Origin of the sequence: Sphingomonas sp. OK281, assembly GCF_900115295.1 — a bacterium.
In the GTDB taxonomy this organism is placed as follows: Bacteria; Pseudomonadota; Alphaproteobacteria; order Sphingomonadales; family Sphingomonadaceae; genus Sphingomonas.
Window position 1 is genome coordinate 833,509 of sequence record NZ_FOVZ01000001.1, and the last position, 17,000, is coordinate 850,508.

At 65.5% G+C, this 17,000-nt stretch carries 18 protein-coding genes; 8 read left to right on the forward strand and 10 right to left on the reverse strand.

The genetic code is table 11. The annotated features are described in order from the left end of the window. Positions 1-63: 63 nt before the first annotated feature. The 4 genes from BM244_RS03885 to purM are packed head-to-tail and all read right to left on the reverse strand — an operon-like array spanning position 64 to position 2,708. A complete protein-coding gene (locus BM244_RS03885) occupies positions 64-669 on the reverse strand; it encodes a hypothetical protein (RefSeq protein WP_093397484.1) in 606 nt (201 codons plus the stop codon). Beyond that, positions 666-1,031: an MmcQ/YjbR family DNA-binding protein gene (locus BM244_RS03890; protein WP_093397486.1), complete on the reverse strand. Its 366-nt coding sequence runs from the start codon at positions 1,029-1,031 to the stop codon at positions 666-668. The genes BM244_RS03885 and BM244_RS03890 overlap by 4 nt, the downstream gene beginning before the upstream one ends. After that, positions 1,028-1,600 carry a phosphoribosylglycinamide formyltransferase gene (gene purN / locus BM244_RS03895; protein WP_093397487.1) on the reverse strand — a complete coding sequence of 191 codons (573 nt, stop codon included), beginning with the start codon at positions 1,598-1,600 and terminating at the stop codon, positions 1,028-1,030. Before purN ends, BM244_RS03890 begins: the two co-directional genes overlap by 4 nt. Then, complete coding sequence (gene purM / locus BM244_RS03900; RefSeq protein ID WP_093398099.1) at positions 1,593-2,708, reverse strand: phosphoribosylformylglycinamidine cyclo-ligase; 1,116 nt, start codon at positions 2,706-2,708, stop codon at positions 1,593-1,595. Before purM ends, purN begins: the two co-directional genes overlap by 8 nt. A 64-nt stretch (positions 2,709-2,772) precedes the next feature. Between purM and BM244_RS03905 the strand changes: the two genes are divergently transcribed. From BM244_RS03905 to BM244_RS03920, 4 genes are read left to right on the forward strand one after another with little or no spacing between them, the layout of a single operon-like run. Beyond that, on the forward strand, positions 2,773-4,017 hold the full coding sequence (locus BM244_RS03905) for a heavy-metal-associated domain-containing protein (RefSeq protein ID WP_093397489.1): 1,245 nt from the start codon (positions 2,773-2,775) through the stop codon (positions 4,015-4,017). A gap of 11 nt (positions 4,018-4,028) precedes the next feature. After that, positions 4,029-4,673, forward strand: coding sequence for an HdaA/DnaA family protein (locus tag BM244_RS03910; RefSeq protein WP_056482954.1), 645 nt, complete (start codon positions 4,029-4,031; stop codon positions 4,671-4,673). A 16-nt stretch (positions 4,674-4,689) separates the two neighbouring features. Continuing rightward, on the forward strand, positions 4,690-6,855 hold the full coding sequence (locus tag BM244_RS03915; RefSeq protein WP_056481892.1) for an RNA degradosome polyphosphate kinase: 2,166 nt from the start codon (positions 4,690-4,692) through the stop codon (positions 6,853-6,855). Beyond that, positions 6,852-8,363 (forward strand): Ppx/GppA family phosphatase, encoded by a 1,512-nt coding sequence (locus BM244_RS03920; protein ID WP_093397490.1) that lies wholly within the window; start codon positions 6,852-6,854, stop codon positions 8,361-8,363. Before BM244_RS03915 ends, BM244_RS03920 begins: the two co-directional genes overlap by 4 nt. Positions 8,364-8,394: 31 nt before the next feature. On the opposite strand, the gene BM244_RS03925 is transcribed toward BM244_RS03920, so the two are convergent. Together BM244_RS03925 and rnd are read right to left on the reverse strand one after the other, a co-directional pair. After that, the gene (locus BM244_RS03925; protein ID WP_093397492.1) at positions 8,395-8,691 is read right to left on the reverse strand and encodes an I78 family peptidase inhibitor; all 297 of its coding nucleotides are present in this window, start codon (positions 8,689-8,691) and stop codon (positions 8,395-8,397) included. Beyond that, positions 8,688-9,863, reverse strand: a complete 1,176-nt coding sequence (rnd, locus tag BM244_RS03930) for a ribonuclease D (protein ID WP_056048878.1) — start codon at positions 9,861-9,863, stop codon at positions 8,688-8,690. The genes BM244_RS03925 and rnd overlap by 4 nt, the downstream gene beginning before the upstream one ends. Positions 9,864-9,954: 91 nt before the next feature. On the opposite strand from rnd, the gene aspS reads away from it, so the two are divergent. Next, positions 9,955-11,778 carry an aspartate--tRNA ligase gene (aspS, locus tag BM244_RS03935; RefSeq protein WP_175518037.1) on the forward strand — a complete coding sequence of 608 codons (1,824 nt, stop codon included), beginning with the start codon at positions 9,955-9,957 and terminating at the stop codon, positions 11,776-11,778. A gap of 27 nt (positions 11,779-11,805) precedes the next feature. After that, positions 11,806-12,582, forward strand: coding sequence for a polyphosphate kinase 2 family protein (locus BM244_RS03940; RefSeq protein WP_093397493.1), 777 nt, complete (start codon positions 11,806-11,808; stop codon positions 12,580-12,582). A gap of 4 nt (positions 12,583-12,586) precedes the next feature. Here BM244_RS03940 and BM244_RS03945 read toward each other — a convergent pair whose 3' ends face one another. Then, positions 12,587-13,228: a carbonic anhydrase gene (locus tag BM244_RS03945; RefSeq protein WP_093397495.1), complete on the reverse strand. Its 642-nt coding sequence runs from the start codon at positions 13,226-13,228 to the stop codon at positions 12,587-12,589. 174 nt (positions 13,229-13,402) lie between these two features. On the opposite strand from BM244_RS03945, the gene lipA reads away from it, so the two are divergent. Both lipA and BM244_RS03955 read left to right on the forward strand, forming a co-directional pair. Beyond that, positions 13,403-14,329, forward strand: a complete 927-nt coding sequence (gene lipA, locus BM244_RS03950; protein WP_093397496.1) for a lipoyl synthase — start codon at positions 13,403-13,405, stop codon at positions 14,327-14,329. Then, positions 14,329-14,817, forward strand: coding sequence for a type II toxin-antitoxin system RatA family toxin (locus tag BM244_RS03955; protein WP_093397498.1), 489 nt, complete (start codon positions 14,329-14,331; stop codon positions 14,815-14,817). The genes lipA and BM244_RS03955 overlap by 1 nt, the downstream gene beginning before the upstream one ends. Here the strand turns inward: BM244_RS03955 and BM244_RS03960 are convergent. Genes BM244_RS03960 through BM244_RS03970 form a run of 3 tightly spaced genes read right to left on the reverse strand, consistent with a single transcriptional unit; the run spans position 14,748 to position 16,947 of the window. After that, positions 14,748-15,278, reverse strand: coding sequence for a CinA family protein (locus tag BM244_RS03960; protein WP_093397500.1), 531 nt, complete (start codon positions 15,276-15,278; stop codon positions 14,748-14,750). The genes BM244_RS03955 and BM244_RS03960 overlap by 70 nt on opposite strands. Beyond that, positions 15,278-15,802: a hypothetical protein gene (locus BM244_RS03965; protein ID WP_093397502.1), complete on the reverse strand. Its 525-nt coding sequence runs from the start codon at positions 15,800-15,802 to the stop codon at positions 15,278-15,280. The genes BM244_RS03960 and BM244_RS03965 overlap by 1 nt, the downstream gene beginning before the upstream one ends. After that, the gene (locus tag BM244_RS03970; RefSeq protein WP_093397503.1) at positions 15,799-16,947 is read right to left on the reverse strand and encodes a bifunctional 2-C-methyl-D-erythritol 4-phosphate cytidylyltransferase/2-C-methyl-D-erythritol 2,4-cyclodiphosphate synthase; all 1,149 of its coding nucleotides are present in this window, start codon (positions 16,945-16,947) and stop codon (positions 15,799-15,801) included. Before BM244_RS03970 ends, BM244_RS03965 begins: the two co-directional genes overlap by 4 nt. Positions 16,948-17,000 lie beyond the last annotated feature (53 nt).

The following is a 17,000-nucleotide window of genomic DNA, read 5'->3' on the forward strand; positions in this document are numbered from 1 at the left end:
AGCCCAGTCTGGACCCCCGCCTTCGCGGGGGAACAAACTATACTTAATTTCAGGAAGCGTAGCTTACGCTGCCGGCTTCTCTTTCGCCCAGATAGCATCGAGCTTCGCCTGATCCCCACCAAGCTGGCGAACTCGCAGTCCCTCAAGCTTGAACGAGCGACCCAGTATCCTCCGACCATGCGTCTTCCAGATCACATCGTAGATCCCGCTCGCCGACCGCGTCGTATCCCCATCGAAATACTGCACGCTGACCAGCACCGGCAACCGCCCCGCACGATCGTCCGACCCACCATCGGTAAGCTTCAACATCGCATCCGAAACCCATGACCCGTCGATGATCGGTTCAGCCGGCGGCCGCTGCGGCAATACGCCCAGCGCACGCGGGAAAGTGATCGTCACGTCCTGGAGATCATGCCGCGCGTCCTTCAACAACAGCGTACTGCCGCCATCCTGCACAATCGCCGACAGATCGATCTTCGTCCGCTCGCGCGCCGCACTCGACTGCGCCGCCATCTTGTCGGCCTCGTTCGCGCGGTGATCCGACCAGTTGGTCCACAGCGTCAGCGCGGCGATGAGTACGCCAGCCACCGCCACGACCTCGGCCAGCGTCACCCAACGCCGCCGCGTCGCCGCAGCCTCGCGCCGTTCGGTCGGAGTCTCGGTGCTCATCGCCCGCCAGCCTCCAGCAAACGGGCAGGGGCCGCCAGTTCCCAACTCCGCGCGATCCTGTCCTCGACCAGCGCCCAGTCGGGATCGCCAGCAACATTCATCCCGACCCAGCCGGTCGCGCCGAGATAGGCCGGCCGCGAATACACTGACGGGTTCGCCTCGATCAGCGTCATCTGTTCGTCGGTGCCGCTGGTCTTCACGCACACCATGGTCAGTCCATCGCCGTGATGATCCGCCCGGAACTGCGCGAACTGCCTGTCGGCCACGAAGAAAGTCGGCTGGCCGTGTGAAACCTTCTCCTCGGTCTCGGGCAAGGCAAGCGCCGCCGCACGAACGCGGTCGAGGGGGGACAGATCGGTCATCGCGTCACGAACTCCGCCAAGGTTTTCGGGTACAAAGCATGTTCCGCCGCCAGCACGCGATCCGCAAGCGCGTCCTCATCGTCGCCGGGAAGGATCGGCACCTCGGCCTGACCCAGCACCACGCCGCCATCGAGTTCCTCGGTCACGACATGCACCGAGCATCCGCCGACCGCATCGCCTGCCGCGATCGCCCGCGCGTGCGTGTCGAGCCCCTTGTACTTGGGCAGCAGCGACGGATGGATATTGACGATCCGATCCCGCCACGCGGCGACGAACCCGTCCGACAGCAACCGCATGTACCCGGCGAGCGCAACGACCTCGACACCAGCCTCGCGCAACGCCGCATCGATCGCCGCCTCATAGGCCGGCTTCCCCAGACCCTTCGGCGAGAGCGCGAACGTCGCCACCCCCTCCGACCGAGCCCATTCGAGCCCCGCCGCGTCCGGCTTGTCCGAAGCCACCAGTGCAATCTCGTACGGACAGTCCGCCGCGCGCGACGCGCCAACCAGCGCCATCATGTTCGATCCGCGCCCGGAGATCAGCACGCCGACACGCGTCTTGTCAGCCATGCGTCGCGGTCCAGTCCTCGCGCGCGCTCCACGTGCCGGCCGACCCGCGGACCGTGCAGCCATGTGAGCCGGTCTCGATCCGCCCGATCGTGAACACCGTCTCGTCCGCCGTCTCCAGCGCCGCGGTCACCGCCTCGGCCTCGTTGGCACTCACGATCACGACCATGCCGATCCCGCAGTTGAACGTCCGCGCCATCTCCTCCGGCTCGATCGCGCCTTGCGCCTGCAGGAACGCCATAAGCCGCGACTGTTCCCACGCATCCGCATCGACCACCGCATGCACGCCGTCGGGCAGCACGCGAGGGATGTTCTCGAGCAGGCCACCGCCGGTGATGTGCGCCAGTCCCTTGATCCGCCGCTCGCGCAGCAACGGCAGCAGGCTGGCGACGTAGATGCGAGTCGGCGCCATCAGATGATCGATCAGCAATCGGTCCTGGTCGAACAACGCAGGCCGATCGAGCTTCCACCCGCGATCGGCGGCAAGGCGCCGAACCAGCGAGAACCCGTTCGAATGCACCCCCGACGACGCGAGCCCGAGCATCACGTCGCCCGCCGCGATCTCCCGCCCGGTCAGCACGTTTGTCCGCTCGACCGCGCCCACGCAAAAGCCCGCGAGGTCGTAGTCGCCGTCTGCATACATGCCCGGCATCTCGGCGGTCTCGCCACCGATCAGCGCGCAGCCGGCGGTCTTGCAGCCTTCCGCAATCGAGGCGACGACGCGCTCGGCGACCGCGGCGTCGAGCTTCCCGCTCGCATAATAATCCAAGAAAAACAGCGGCTCGGCGCCCTGGACGATCAGGTCGTTGACGCACATCGCGACGAGGTCGACGCCGACACCCTCATGCCGATCCCACTCGATCGCCAGCTTCAGCTTGGTGCCGACGCCGTCGTTCGCCGCGACCAGCAACGGATCGACGAACCCCGCTGCCTTGAGGTCGAACATCCCGCCGAACCCGCCGAGATCGGCATCCGCCCCCGGCCTGCGGGTCGAGCGCGCGAGCGGGGCGATCGCCCGCACCAGCGCATTGCCCGCGGCGATCGAAACACCCGCCTGAGCGTAGGTGTAAGGGCCCGAAGCGGGAGTGGCGGAGTCTGGCGTATCGGTCATGATCGGTGCTGCTAGCCACATCGCGCTTGGATTTCCACGTCTGCTTCGCCAAAAGGCCCGCTTGATGCGTATCCGTGCCCTTCCCACCGCGCTTGCTGGTGCCGCCCTATTATTGAGCGGCGGAGCCGTGCTCGCGCAAATCGAAGGCGGCAGCCGAGGCGCGGCTCCGGTCGACAGCGGCAGCGCGTACGAGGTGAGCGGCGTCATGGTCGACGTAGCCGGCAAGACCGCAGACGCCGCGCGCTACAGCGGCTGGCGGCTCGCCCAGCGAAAAGCCTGGGTGCAATTGTCGAACCGGCTCGGCAGTGGTGGCGGCCTCGTCTCCGACGGCACGCTCGATTCGCTCGTCTCCGGCATCGTCGTCGAGAACGAACAGATCGGCCCGCAGCGCTACATCGCCAAGCTCGGCGTGCTGTTCGACCGTGGTCGCGCCGGATCGATCCTCGGTATCTCGACCTATGCGGATCGCTCGCAGCCGATGCTCGTCATCCCCGTCCAATATTCGGGCGGCGTCGGCCAAGCATTCGAACAGAGCACGCAGTGGCAGCAGGCCTGGGCGCGCTATCGCACCGGCAACAGCAGCATCGACTATGTCCGCCCGTCCGGCTCGGGCCCCGACGCGCTCCTGCTCAACGTCGGCCAGACGCAGCGCCCCGGCCGCGGCTGGTGGCGGACGATCCTCGACCAATATGGCGCGAGCGACGTGCTCACCCCGGTCGTGAAGCTTTATCGCCAATGGCCCGGCGGCCCGGTGATCGGAGTGTTCGAAGCACGCCACGGCCCCGACAACGACCTGATCGGCAGCTTCACGCTGCGAGTCGGTACGCCCGACGGCATCGCGCAATTGCTCGACACCGGCGTGAAGCGGATCGACGACCTCTACCAGCAGGCGCGTCGCAACGGCTCGCTCCGCGTCGACTACAGCCTTTCGCCACCACCGTCGCCAGAAGCTGCAGTGATCGATGACCTGCCGACCGACGAGACCGCCGACGCCAACACCGCGGTCCTGACCGGCGGCGAGGGCATCTCGGTCATTGTCCAGTTCGATACGCCCGCAGCGACCGCCGTCTCGTCTACGGAAGCAGCACTCCGCGCGATCCCCGGCGTCCGCTCGGCGGCAACGACCAGCCTAGCCCTAGGTGGCGTCTCGCTGATGCGCGTCGCGTACGACGGCGACCCTGCGGCGCTGAAGACCGCGCTCGAAGCGCGCGGCTACCAAGTGTTCGGCTCCGGCCAGACGATCCGCATCCGCCGGGTCGCCCAACTTCTTCCGCCGGACTTGCCCGCGGACAATGCGACGACAGGGTGAGCGCGACCAAGATGACTCAAATTGCGCTGCCACTCGGGTGGCCGGCGGACCCTCGCGACGATGCCTTCTTGGTTACCCCCTCCAACTCGCGGGCCGTCCATACGCTGGAGCACACCGCCACCTGGCCCGTCATGACTGCCATCCTCACCGGCCCGCGCAAATCGGGCCGCAGCCTGCTCGCGCGGATCTTCGCGGCGAAGAGCGGTGGCACGATCATCGACGATGCCGAGCGCGTGCCCGAGGCGCAGCTGTTCCACGCTTGGAACCGCGCGCAGGAGGAGCACAAGCCGCTGCTGATCGTCGCCGACGCTGCGCCGCCCGAATGGAAGGTGAAGCTCCCCGACCTCCGCTCGCGCCTCGCCGCCAGCCCGATCGCGGCGATCGGCGCACCCGACGACGAACTTATGCGGCTGCTGCTCGCGCATTTGTTCGAGCGTCGCAGCCTGGATGCGCGGCCCGATCTGATCGACTGGCTCGCGACCAGAATCGAGCGCAGTCATATTACCGTAACGCGAACCGTCGATGCGCTGGATCAGGAGGCGATGGAACGCCGCAAGCGCTTGTCCATTCCTCTTGCACGAACCACACTCACCGAGGCCGGGCTGATCCTCCGGCCGCAACTCGCTCTCGACCTCCCGCTCTTCACGCCACCATAAGCTCCCAAGAGGCCCGATGAACCGTCCAGCCCATATCGTCCGCCAATCGGAAGACGACGACGATCCCATCGGCGCAGAGCCGAACGACCGGTTTTTCAACCGCGAACTCTCCTGGCTCGCGTTCAACCGTCGTGTGCTGGAGGAGGCTTGCAACCCCGCGCACCCGCTGCTCGAGCGGCTTCGCTTCCTGTCGATCTCGGGCTCCAACCTCGACGAGTTCTTCATGGTCCGCGTCGCCGGCCTCAAGGGACAGCAGACGCAGGACGTCGACCGACGCTCGGCGGACGGCCTCACCGCGGGCCAGCAGCTGACGGCTATCGTCCGCGAGGCCGACGAACTGATGGCCAGTCAGCAGGCGGTGTGGGGCGACCTGCGCGTGCTGCTCGACGAGGCCGGACTGTTCGTCCTGCGCCGCGAGGCCGTCGAAGGCGAGGCCGACGAGTGGCTCGAAACGCATTTCCGCGATCAGATCTTCCCGATCCTGACCCCGCAGGCGCTCGACCCCGCGCATCCGTTTCCGTTCATCCCGAACCGCGGCCTGTCGGTGATCTTCGACCTCGTCCGCCGTTCGGATAACGAGCCGGTCCGCGAGCTCGTCATGCTTCCACACACGATGACGCGCTTCGTCCGCCTCCCCGGCGAGCCCGCACGCTACATCTCGATCGAATCGATCCTGAAGCGGTTCGCGCCGGTCCTTTTCCCCGGCTACGAAGTCCTGGCCGCCGCCAGCTTCCGCGTCCTGCGCGACAGCGACATGGAGATCGAGGAAGAAGCCGAGGATCTCGTTCGCTACTTCGCCAACGCGATCAAGCGCCGTCGCCGCGGCCGCGTGATCCGCCTCGAACTCGAAACCGGCATCCCGGACGTGCTGGCGGCGGTGCTCAAGGATGAGCTCGGCGGTGCGGACGCGATCATTACCGAGAGCGGCAACCTGCTCGGCATCGTCGATCTCGACGGGCTGGTCGACGAAGATCGCCCCGACCTGAAGTTCCCGCCGTTCACGCCGCGCTTCCCCGAACGCATCCGCGAATTCGGCGGCGATTGCTTCGCAGCGATCAAGGCGAAGGACATCGTCGTCCATCATCCGTACGAGACGTTCGAAGTGGTGCTCGCCTTCCTGAAACAGGCGGCGAACGACCCGGATGTGGTGGCGATCAAGCAAACGCTTTACCGCGCCGGCAAACAGCCTGCGGTCATTAACGCGCTGATCACCGCGGCCGAGGCGGGCAAGTCCGTCACCGCGGTCGTCGAGCTCAAGGCACGGTTCGACGAAGAACAGAACATGGTCTGGGCCTCCGCACTGGAGCGCGCGGGCGTGCAGGTCGTCTACGGCTTCATCGACTGGAAGACACACGCCAAGGTCTCGCTGGTGGTCCGCCGCGAAGGCCAGGCGTTTCGCACCTACTGCCATTTCGGCACGGGCAATTATCACCCGGTCACCGCCAAGATCTACACCGACCTCAGCTTCTTCACCGCCGACGCTGCGGTCGGGCGCGATGCGGCGCAGATGTTCAACTACATCACCGGGTATGTCGAGCCGACCGACATGGCGCGTGTCAGCCTAAGCCCGCGTGACCTTCGCCAGAACCTGATGAACCTGATCGACGTCGAGATCGCCAACGCGCGCGCCGGCAAGCCCGCCGGCGTCTGGGCGAAGATGAACTCGCTGGTCGACCCTGCGGTGATCGAGAAGCTCTACGAAGCGAGCGGTGCGGGGGTCGAGATCGACCTCATCATCCGCGGCATCTGCTGCCTGCGCCCCGGCGTTCCCGGTCTGTCCGAGACGATCCGCGTGAAGTCAGTGATCGGGCGGTTCCTCGAGCACAGCCGGATCTGGGCGTTCGGCAACGGCAAGGCGCTCCCCAATGACGGCGCGAAGCTGTTCATCTCGTCGGCCGACTGGATGCCGCGCAACTTCGACCGCCGCGTCGAATATATGCTGCCGATCTTGAACCCGACCGTCCACGACCAGATCCTCGATCAGGTGATGGTCGCGAACCTGATCGACAACGAGCAGAGTTGGGAGCTAGGCCCCGATGGCGAATATAGCCGCGTCGATCCCGGCGACCGCCCGTTCAACCTGCATCGGTATTTCATGACGAATCCTTCGCTTTCCGGCCGAGGCGCCTCGCTCGCGACCAGCAATGCCGTGCCGACGCTATCGCTCCGTCGAAAACGATGAGCGTTACCAATATCCTGTTCGGCAATTCCCGGCCCAAGGCCGAGACCGACGATCACCCTCGCACGGGGATCATCGACATCGGCTCGAACTCGATCCGTCTGGTGGTTTACCAGGGGCCGCCGCGGTTGCCCGCGATCCGGTTCAACGAGAAGGTCCTGGCGGGGCTTGGGCGCGGGCTTGCCGCTACCGGCGCGATCGAGAAGTCGGCGCTGAAGACGGCACGCGTCGCGCTGGCGCGGTTCGCGGCGGTGGCGAAGGAAATGGAATGCTCGACGCTCCGCACGGTGGCAACAGCGGCGGTACGCGATGCGAAAAACGGCGGCGAACTCATTGCCGCGGCTGAACAACTCGGTCTGACCGTCGAGACGCTGTCGGGCGAGCAGGAAGCCAGCGCGGCCGGCTACGGTGTCCTGTCCGCGATCCCCGAGGCGGATGGCATAGTCGGCGATCTCGGCGGCGGCAGTCTCGAACTCGTCCGCGTCCGCCGCGGCAAGATCGAGGACCGCGTCTCGTTCCCGCTCGGCGTTCTTCGCATCGGTCCGATCCGGGCGAAGCGCGGCAAGGTGCTCGCCCGCTACGTGGCGCGCCTGGTGCGCGAGGCGGGCTGGACGGCGAAGGGGCAGGGGCTTCCACTCTATCTGGTCGGCGGATCGTGGCGCGCACTGGCGCGGCTCGACATGGAGCTGTCGGACTATCCGCTGCCGATCATCCACCAATATTCGATGACCGCGGCGACGATCACCCGGCTCAGCCGGACGATCCCGCAGCTTTCCAAGCCGCGCCTGAAGGCGATCCCGGGGCTGTCGTCGGGACGTACGGCAACGCTCGCCGACGCCGCGGCGTTGCTCGGCGTACTGATGCGCCAGCTCGGCAGCCGGACGACGATCGTATCCGCTTATGGTCTGCGCGAAGGCCTGCTCTACGAAGACCTGAAGTCCGCTGACCGCACGCTCGATCCGCTAATCGTCGCAGCGCGCGAAGAGGGTCGCTTGCTCGGCCGCTTCCCCGAGCACGGCGATCTCCTCGATCGCTGGATCGCACCGCTGTTCACCATTGAACCGCCCGCAATGGCCCGCATTCGTCACACCGCATGCCTCCTTGCCGACGTAGGCTGGCGCGCCAACCCCGAGTTCCGCGCCGAACGCGGCGTCGAGGTCGCGCTGCATGGCAATTGGGTCGCGATTGACGCGCCCGGTCGCGGGATGCTGGCGCAAGCTCTCTACACGAGCCTTGGTGGCGATCTCTCCGCCGGTGAAACAGTTGGTCGCCTCGCGTCTCCGGCAGCGGTGAAAAGCGCGACTGCTTGGGGCCTCGCTATGCGGTTAGGGCAGCGGATGAGCGGCGGTTTAGCCGGACCGCTGAAGCGATCAGGGCTTACAGATGACGGGGTATCACTTACGCTGACGCTACGCCCTGATGATCGTGGGCTCTACGGCGAGGCGGTGGAACGTCGCCATAACGCGCTTGCCGCCGCCTTAGGACGCAAGCCCGTACTGGCTCTCTCCTGAATCTTCCCCTTCTAGGGGAGAATTAATAGGTTCAAGCGCAGGTGAAGCGTTCGATCCGGCCCTTCGCATCGACATAGACGTTCAGACGATCGGCACGGAAATCCATCGTCACGGCCGTGTTCGGCGCGATCCAGCGGAGCGTGCGCGCACCCGATCGCGTCTGCATCACGTCGGCCCGGGCATCGCTTGCGCGCTTGCCGACCAGATCGCCCAGCGAGTCGGCATTGCAGGCGGCGGCGACCGGCGAAGCGGCGGGCGTCTCGCCGCGCATCTCCACCGGCGTACACGCCGCTGACCCGAGCAGGGCTGCAACCAGAACGATCCTCATGCGGCATCCTCCGTACGCGTCATCTTCAGCTTCCCGCCGATGACCGCAAACGCCAGCCGCCCCTCGACCAAATCGAGCGCGTCGCGGCCGAACTGATCGAACCGCCAGCCTTCGAGCATCGGCAACCCAGTCCGCACACCAGCGGCCAGAGCCTCCAGTTCATCGGTGCGCGCGAGAAGTTTCGATGCGACATCAATGTCTCGCGACCGAATCTTCAGGAGCAGCTTGAGGAGGTCCGCCACCAGCGAACCCTCCTTGCCAAGCCCGGGCTTGCGATCGTCTCGCGGCGGCAGTTCGTCGTCGCCGAGCGGCTGCGCGCCCTCGATCGCTGCCATCAGGCGGCCACCGATGTCGTTGCCGGCCCAGGTCGCCGAAAGCCCACGCACCCGTGCAAGGTCCGCCTGCTTCTTGGGCGGATGCCCCGCCATGTCGCCTAGCGTCTCGTCCTTGACGATTCGCCCGCGTGGCAGATCCTTCGCCTGCGCCTCCAGTTCACGCCACCGCGCGAGCGCCTTCAACCGGCCCAGCACGTCAGGCTTGCGCCCCGAGATCCGCACGCGCTTCCACGCCAGATCCGGATCGTTCGCATAATTGGCGGTATCGCCGAGTCGCTCCATCTCCTGATCGAGCCACACGCCGCGCCCGGTCTTGCGCAACCGCTCAAGCATCTTGGGGAAGATTTTCGAAAGATGCGTGACGTCGCCGATCGCATATTCGATCTGTCGCGCATCCAGAGGACGCCGCGCCCAATCGGTAAACCGCGCGCCCTTATCGACCGCGATGCCGAGCCAGCTGTCGACCAGGTTCGAATAGCCGATCTGCTCGCCCTGGCCGAGCGCCATCGCCGCGACCTGCGTGTCGAACAACGGGAAGGGCGTCTTGCCGGTGAGGTTGTAAACGATCTCGATGTCCTGCCCGCCGGCGTGAACCACCTTCAGCACGTCGTGATTCTCCACGAGCAGGTCGAGCAGCGGCTTCAGGTCGATCCCCGGTGCCATCGGGTCGATCGCCGCGGCCTCCTTGTCGTCGGCGATCTGGATCAGGCAGAGTTCCGGGTAATAGGTGCTCTCGCGCATGAATTCGGTGTCGACGCACACATAGTCGGCGTCGGCCATACGCGCACACAGATTGGCGAGCGTGGCGCTGTCGGAGATAAGCGGGTGGATATGCATCGCCCGTCCATAGCGAGCCTCGTTCGGGTTGACAAAGCCCGGAAGGGAAGGGAAGCGCGAGGCACCTGTTTATCGTCCGAGAAGACCCATTATGCACGCCTATCGCACCCACACCTGCGCCGCCCTCCGCCCCGAACAGGTCGGCGAAGAGGTCCGCGTCTCCGGCTGGGTCCACAAGAAGCGCGATCACGGCGACCTCGTCTTCATCGATCTGCGCGATCACTACGGCATCACGCAGATCGTCACCGACGTCAGCGGTCCGGTCTTCAAGGTCATCGAGGGACTGAAGAGCGAAAGCGTTGTCACGATCACCGGCAAGGTGACCGCACGTGCGCCGGAAGCCGTGAACCCGAACCTGCCGACCGGCGGGATCGAGATCCGCGCGACCGCCGCGACCGTCCAGTCGATGGCGGGCGAGTTGCCGATGCCGGTCGCCGGCGAGGCCGAGTATCCCGAGGATATCCGCCTGCGCTATCGTTATCTCGACCTGCGTCGCGAGCGGCTGCACGCCAACATCATGCTCCGCAGCCAGGTGATAACGTCGCTGCGCAATCGGATGAATTCGCAAGGGTTCACCGAATTCCAGACGCCGATCCTGACCGCATCGTCGCCCGAAGGTGCGCGCGATTATCTGGTGCCTAGCCGCGTTCATCCGGGCAAGTTCTACGCGCTCCCGCAGGCGCCGCAGATGTTCAAGCAGCTCCTGATGGTTGCGGGCTTTGACCGCTATTTCCAGATCGCGCCGTGCTTCCGCGACGAGGACGCGCGCGCCGATCGCTCGCCGGGCGAATTCTACCAGCTCGATTTCGAGATGAGCTTCGTCACGCAGGACGACGTGTTCAATGCGATCGAGCCCGTCCTGCACGGCGTGTTCGAGGAGTTCGCCGACTGGCAGGGCAAGGGTCGTCAGGTCTCGGCATTGCCGTTCAAGCGCATCCCCTACCGCGAATCGATGCTGAAATACGGCAGCGACAAGCCCGACCTGCGCAACCCGATCCTGATCCACAACGTCGGCCATCACTTCGTCGATTCGGGCTTCGGCCTGTTTGCGGGAATCGTCGCCGGCGGTGACGTGGTCCGCGCCATCCCCGCGCCGAACACCGCCGACAAAAGCCGCAAGTTCTTCACCGACATGAACGACTGGGCGCGCGCGGAAGGACATGCCGGGCTCGGCTATATCACGCAGAAGAACGGCGAACTCGGCGGCCCGATCGCCAAGAACCACGGCGAGGAAGCCACGCGGAAGCTGATCGCCGAAATGGGTCTCGGTCCGAACGACGGCATCTTCTTCGCCGCCGGTAAGGAACTGCCCGCCTCGAAGCTCGCGGGCGCTGCCCGCGCGCGGATCGGCGCCGACCTCGGCCTGATCGACGAGAACCGGTTCGAGTTCTGCTGGATCGTCGACTTCCCGATGTTCGAATATGACGAGGACGCGAAGAAGGTCGACTTCAGCCACAACCCGTTCTCGATGCCGCAGGGCGAGATGGACGCGCTGGAAAACAAGGATCCGCTCGATATCCTCGCCTATCAGTACGATATCGTCTGCAACGGCGTCGAGCTGTCGTCGGGCGCGATCCGGAACCACCGTCCGGAGATCATGTACAAGGCGTTCGAGATCGCCGGCTACACGCAGGCCGACGTCGACACGAACTTCGCCGGCATGATCAACGCGTTCAAGGTCGGCGCACCGCCGCATGGCGGCTCGGCACCGGGGATCGACCGGATGGTGATGCTGCTCGCGGGCGAACCTAACATCCGTGAGGTCGTGCTGTTCCCGATGAACCAGAAGGCCGAGGATTTGATGATGGGCGCGCCGAGCCCGGTCAGCGCCAAGCAGCTGAAGGAACTGAACATCCGGTTGACGGTCGATGGCCCGAAGGACGTGACGAAGGCGGTCGCGCCCAACGCAGGGTAATGGGACGTGGGTGATGGAGCGCAACGCATGACGATACATCTGGCCGACTACGAAGACGGTGAAGAGTATGACGGCAAGTACAAGCACGACTTGGCTGCGCTCCAGAAGCGGCTCGAACATATCCAGGTGGCGCATATCGTCGGCGGCACGCGCGCGATCGTGATGTTCGAAGGCTGGGATGCGGCAGGTAAGGGCGGCATCATCCAGCGCCTGTCGGCCGAATGGGACCCGCGCAACTACAAGGTCTGGCCGATCTCGGCGCCGACCGCGGACGAGAAGGCGCATCATTTTCTGTGGCGCTTCTGGAACCGGTTGCCGGCCAACGGCAACATCGCGGTGTTCGATCGCAGCTGGTACGGCCGGGTGCTGGTCGAGCGAGTCGAAGGGTTCGCCAGCGAGACCGAATGGCGTCACGGCTACGACGAGATCAACGCGTTCGAAGCGCAGCAGGTCGAGAGCGGCACCACCCTCATCAAGCTGTTCATCCACACCACGCAGAAGGAGCAGGACCGGCGATTGACGGCGCGGCTCGACGATCCGTGGAAGCATTGGAAGACCGGGCTTGACGATTTCCACAACCGGTCGCGGCGCGAAGAGTATCTGGAGGCGATGGCAGAGATGTTCGCGCGCACCGACACCGCGACCGCGCCATGGACCGTCATAGACGGTAACGACAAGAAGGCGGCCCGGATCGCAGCGCTGACGCTGATAGCGGACCGCCTCGAAGCCGGCGTATCGATGGTGCCGCCACCCCTCGACCCGAAGGTCAAGAAGGTGGCGGAGAAGGCGCTGGGCCTTCGCTGACGCGTCAGGCTTTCGCGGACTTGGCCTCTGCTGCCTCGGCCTGGATGAATTCGTCATCCTCGTTGAGCAACAGCATCTGGCCCTTGTCGATACCGAAATAGGCGCCGCGCAAGGCCAGCTTGCCGGCGGCTTCGGCTTCGGTCACGAACGGGAACGTCCGCAGATTCGCAATCGAGGTGCGGACGGACTCGAGTTCCATCTCGCGACCGGCCTGTTCACTGTCGCCGTATTTCGCGACGACTTTCTCGCGTGCGCCGTCTAGCAGGCTGACCCAATCGGAGACAAAGCCACCTGCACCGCGCTCGGCATCGGCGAACGCCTGGGTGAGGGCAGCCTTGCAGCCACCGCATTTCTCGTGGCCCATCACGACGATCTCTTCGACCTTCAACTGCGTGACGGCGAACTCGATCGCCGCGGAGACACCGTGATGGCCGCCACCGGTCTCGAACGGAGGCACGAGATTTGCCACGTTGCGTACGACGAAGACTTCGCCCGGCAGAGTATCGAAGATCTGTGCGGGTTCGACGCGGCTGTCCGAGCAGGCGATGATCATCACCTTGGGGCTCTGGCCGTCCTGCAATTCCTTCCAGCGCTCGCGCTGCTCCTCCCAGGGACCGTCCTTAAAGCGGTGATAGCCTTCGATCATTTCCGGAAAGTGAGTTGGCACGGTTAGCCTTCCATATCAGTTTGCGATGCAACATGACAAACTTGTCATGTTGGAACTGGTTCCATGATTTTATCCGGTTCGTCCGATGGTTCCAACCCGCCGACATGGCCCGCCACCATTGTCTCAGCGGCAGCGCGGGGCTATCTGGCGTGCATGAACGACATGACCCCGATGGCTGCGCCGGTCCGTGCGCGCAAGCCCGACTGGATCCGCGTCAAGGCGCCGACCTCCGCTGGCTTCGCAAAGACCCGTGAGTTGATGCGCTCGAAAAGCCTCACCACGGTGTGCGAAGAGGCGGCGTGCCCCAACATCGGCGAGTGCTGGTCGAAGAAGCACGCGACGGTCATGATCCTCGGCGATACCTGCACGCGGGCGTGCGCGTTCTGCAACGTCAAGACCGGCATGCCGCGCGCGGTCGATCGCATGGAGCCGCAGAATGTCGCGGATGCGGCCGCGCAGATGGGCCTGAACCACATCGTCATCACCTCGGTCGATCGTGACGACCTGCCCGATGGCGGCGCGTCGCAGTTCGTGAAGGTCATCCAGGCGATCCGCGCGTCGAACCCGACCACGACGATCGAGATCCTGACCCCGGACTTCCGCAACAAGGCGCAGGCCGCGATCGAGTCAATCGTCGAGGCGCGGCCCGACGTCTACAATCACAACCTCGAGACGGTGCCGCGGCTCTACCCTACGATCCGGCCCGGTGCGCGCTACTATGCGTCGTTGCGGCTGTTGGAGAGCGTAAAGAAGCACGATCCCTCGATCTTCACCAAGTCTGGTGTGATGCTCGGGCTTGGCGAGGAGCGGCTCGAGATTCATCAGGTGATGGACGACATGCGCTGCGCCGATATCGATTTCCTGACGATGGGCCAGTATCTCCAGCCGACGCCGCGCCATGCCAAGGTCGCCGAGTTCGTGCCACCCAAGGCGTTCGATGCCTATGCCTCGATCGCGCGTGCGAAGGGCTTCCTGCTGGTCGCGTCGTCGCCGCTGACCCGGTCCAGCTATCACGCGGGCGATGACTTCGAACGGTTGCGCGCGAACCGTGATATCAAGCTAGGCGTTGCGCGCATCTGATGCCGAAGCATTCGGAAACGCGCCATTTGCCTTACACGCCGGAGCAGATGTTCGATTTGGTGGCCGACGTCGGCCGCTATTCCGAGTTCCTGCCCTGGGTCAGCGCGATGCGGGTACGCTCGAACAGCGAGACGGAAACGCTCGCCGACATGATCGTCGGCTTCAAGGGTTTGCGCGAGACGTTCACGTCGCGCGTGCAGAAGGTCCGGCCGAGCGAACTGAATGTCGATTACGTGGACGGCCCGCTCAAATATCTGCGCAACGAATGGCATTTCCGGCCTGAGCCACAGGGCTGCGCGGTCGATTTCACCGTCGATTTCGCGTTCAAGAACCGGATGTTCGAGATGATCGCCGGGCAGGTGTTCGGCGTTGCGTTACGGAAGATGATCGGTGCGTTCGAGACGCGCGCCGCAGAGCTTTACGGTGCCGAGATTTCCGGGGCCGATGCGTCGGGCAGCAAGAGCTCGAGCGCGCACAACGCAGCCTGAAGCCGGATCCCACCGCGGCCGAGATCGCCGAAGTCCTTGCGATCGGCGTGAACGTCGGAAGGGTCGCGACCCTTCTCCGCGCGGCCGAACACGACGGTGCCGACCGGTTTCTTCAGCGAACCACCACCGGGCCCTGCTACGCCGGTAATAGCGACGGCGATGTCCGCGCCCGACTGCTTGAGCGCGGCCTGCGCCATGCTCCAGGCAACGGCGATCGAGACCGCACCGAACGTTTCGAGCACGTCCGAGCTGATCTTCAGCACGCCGAGCTTGGCGGCGTTCGAATAAGTGACGAAGCCGACCTCGAACACGTCGGACGATCCGGGAATCTCGGTCAATGCGGCAGCGACGAGTCCGCCGGTGCAGCTTTCCGCGACCGCGACCCTGCGGCCGATCGCGCGGTTCTGTTCGACCACCTTTCGTGCGGCGTCGACCAGTTCGGCGGGAAGGATCGTATCCATCAGCGTGTCTCCACCGGGCAGAGCAGCATCGCCACCGCGGCGATATCACCGCTGCGCGACTTCTGGGATTTGAGGTACCGCAACGTCTCGACGACGATGCCCGCGGTGTTGCGCGGTGGCAAGGGCTGGAGCAGCGTCACCATCCGGTCGATCGTCCCGCAATCGCGCGTCGCGATCCGCCCGACGATCTGCGGTACCAGCAACGTCGTCAGCAACGGTCGTGCAAACTCCGAATCGAGCATCGCGTCGACGGCGGGATCGCTGAGTTTGACGATCGCAGCACGCGCTGCCGGCCATGCCCGGTCCGACTCGATCTGATAACGGTCGATCAGTGCGCTCGACTGTGACCGGATGAGGCTTCTGGCGGGAAGCTGTGCCGCACAGACGCGGCCGGTTTCGCGGAGGATGTCGGGCATCGCCACGAGCGTGAGCGATTCGGCCTCGGGGCCCGTGATGCATCGCGGTTGCGCGACCGCGGGGCTGGCCAGGAGCGCGATCGCAGCGAGCGTTGCCGCAATCTTCACAAGGACGATCCGGGAACGCGGACGGTCGCCACGGCCTGCGCGGCGATACCCTCACCGCGCCCGGTGAAGCCGAGACGTTCGGTGGTGGTCGCCTTGACGCTGACCCGGTCGAGCGAAAGCCCGAGCAGATCGGCGATCCGTGCGGTCATCGCCGCGCGATGCGGGCCGATCTTCGGCGCCTCGCACATGATCGTCAGGTCGACGAAATCGATCCGGCCGCGCTTGTCGGCGATCAGCTTGGCGGCATGCTGGAGGAACTGCGCGGAGTCGGCGCCCTTCCACTGCGGGTCGCTCGGCGGGAAATGCGTGCCGATATCGCCGGCCGCGATCGTGCCGAGCAGCGCATCGGTCAGCGCGTGGAGCGCGACGTCGGCGTCGCTATGCCCCGATAGCCCCTTGTCGTGCGGAATCAGGACGCCGCCGAGCCAGAGCTCCTCGCCGGTTTCGAGGCGGTGGACGTCGAAGCCCATCGCGGTACGGGTCTCGTACGCGACACGCGCTTCGGCGGCCGCGAAATCTTCTGGGTGCGTGACTTTCTCGAGCATCGCCGAGCCCTGCACCAACGCGACGCCGACGCCAAGCCGTCGCACCATCTGCGCGTCGTCGGTCGCTTCTTCGTCCGCGGGCCAGACGGCATGCGCGGCGCGCAGTGCCTCCACGGCGAACGCCTGGGGAGTCTGCACCCGGTTGAGGTCCGCGCGCGGCACGATATCGCCGAGCAGGACGCTGCCGCGGGCGAGCGTATCGGTCACCGGCAGCACCGGAATGGCCGCGTCCCGGGTCTTCAAGGCGGCGACGAGCGAATCGATGACCGCATGCGACAGGAAGGGGCGGGCGGCATCGTGGATCAGTACGTGCGTCGCGTCGCCGACCGCCGCGAGGCCGTTGGTCACCGATTCGCGTCGCGTGGTTCCGCCCACCACGATCGACGCGTCCCCCAGCGCTGCGATTGCCAAGGCCTGCTGCCCGTCTGCGATGACAACGATCGTTTCGGCGATCGCCGGATGCGTCACGAACGCGTCGTGGGAATAGGCAATCATCGGCTGACCAGCGATCAGCGCGAACTGCTTGGGGACCGATCCACCCGCACGCGCGCCAGTTCCGGCGGCGACGATGATCGCGACGATACGCTGTGCTGATGCCATGCCTGCCACCTAGCGCGTCGTCCGTTCGCTCGCCAGCCTTGCCTGAATTGGCC

What these genes read in the sequence shown, in the direction of transcription:
- BM244_RS03885 (WP_093397484.1), bottom strand. Translation starts at nt 669, where the DNA reads ATGAGCACCGAGACTCCGACCGAACGGCGCGAGGCTGCGGCGACGCGG.
- BM244_RS03890 (WP_093397486.1), bottom strand. Translation starts at nt 1,031, where the DNA reads ATGACCGATCTGTCCCCCCTCGACCGCGTTCGTGCGGCGGCGCTTGCC.
- purN (WP_093397487.1), bottom strand. Translation starts at nt 1,600, where the DNA reads ATGGCTGACAAGACGCGTGTCGGCGTGCTGATCTCCGGGCGCGGATCG.
- purM (WP_093398099.1), bottom strand. Translation starts at nt 2,708, where the DNA reads ATGACCGATACGCCAGACTCCGCCACTCCCGCTTCGGGCCCTTACACC.
- BM244_RS03905 (WP_093397489.1), top strand. Translation starts at nt 2,773, where the DNA reads ATGCGTATCCGTGCCCTTCCCACCGCGCTTGCTGGTGCCGCCCTATTA.
- BM244_RS03910 (WP_056482954.1), top strand. Translation starts at nt 4,029, where the DNA reads ATGACTCAAATTGCGCTGCCACTCGGGTGGCCGGCGGACCCTCGCGAC.
- BM244_RS03915 (WP_056481892.1), top strand. Translation starts at nt 4,690, where the DNA reads ATGAACCGTCCAGCCCATATCGTCCGCCAATCGGAAGACGACGACGAT.
- BM244_RS03920 (WP_093397490.1), top strand. Translation starts at nt 6,852, where the DNA reads ATGAGCGTTACCAATATCCTGTTCGGCAATTCCCGGCCCAAGGCCGAG.
- BM244_RS03925 (WP_093397492.1), bottom strand. Translation starts at nt 8,691, where the DNA reads ATGAGGATCGTTCTGGTTGCAGCCCTGCTCGGGTCAGCGGCGTGTACG.
- rnd (WP_056048878.1), bottom strand. Translation starts at nt 9,863, where the DNA reads ATGCATATCCACCCGCTTATCTCCGACAGCGCCACGCTCGCCAATCTG.
- aspS (WP_175518037.1), top strand. Translation starts at nt 9,955, where the DNA reads ATGCACGCCTATCGCACCCACACCTGCGCCGCCCTCCGCCCCGAACAG.
- BM244_RS03940 (WP_093397493.1), top strand. Translation starts at nt 11,806, where the DNA reads ATGACGATACATCTGGCCGACTACGAAGACGGTGAAGAGTATGACGGC.
- BM244_RS03945 (WP_093397495.1), bottom strand. Translation starts at nt 13,228, where the DNA reads ATGATCGAAGGCTATCACCGCTTTAAGGACGGTCCCTGGGAGGAGCAG.
- lipA (WP_093397496.1), top strand. Translation starts at nt 13,403, where the DNA reads ATGAACGACATGACCCCGATGGCTGCGCCGGTCCGTGCGCGCAAGCCC.
- BM244_RS03955 (WP_093397498.1), top strand. Translation starts at nt 14,329, where the DNA reads ATGCCGAAGCATTCGGAAACGCGCCATTTGCCTTACACGCCGGAGCAG.
- BM244_RS03960 (WP_093397500.1), bottom strand. Translation starts at nt 15,278, where the DNA reads ATGGATACGATCCTTCCCGCCGAACTGGTCGACGCCGCACGAAAGGTG.
- BM244_RS03970 (WP_093397503.1), bottom strand. Translation starts at nt 16,947, where the DNA reads ATGGCATCAGCACAGCGTATCGTCGCGATCATCGTCGCCGCCGGAACT.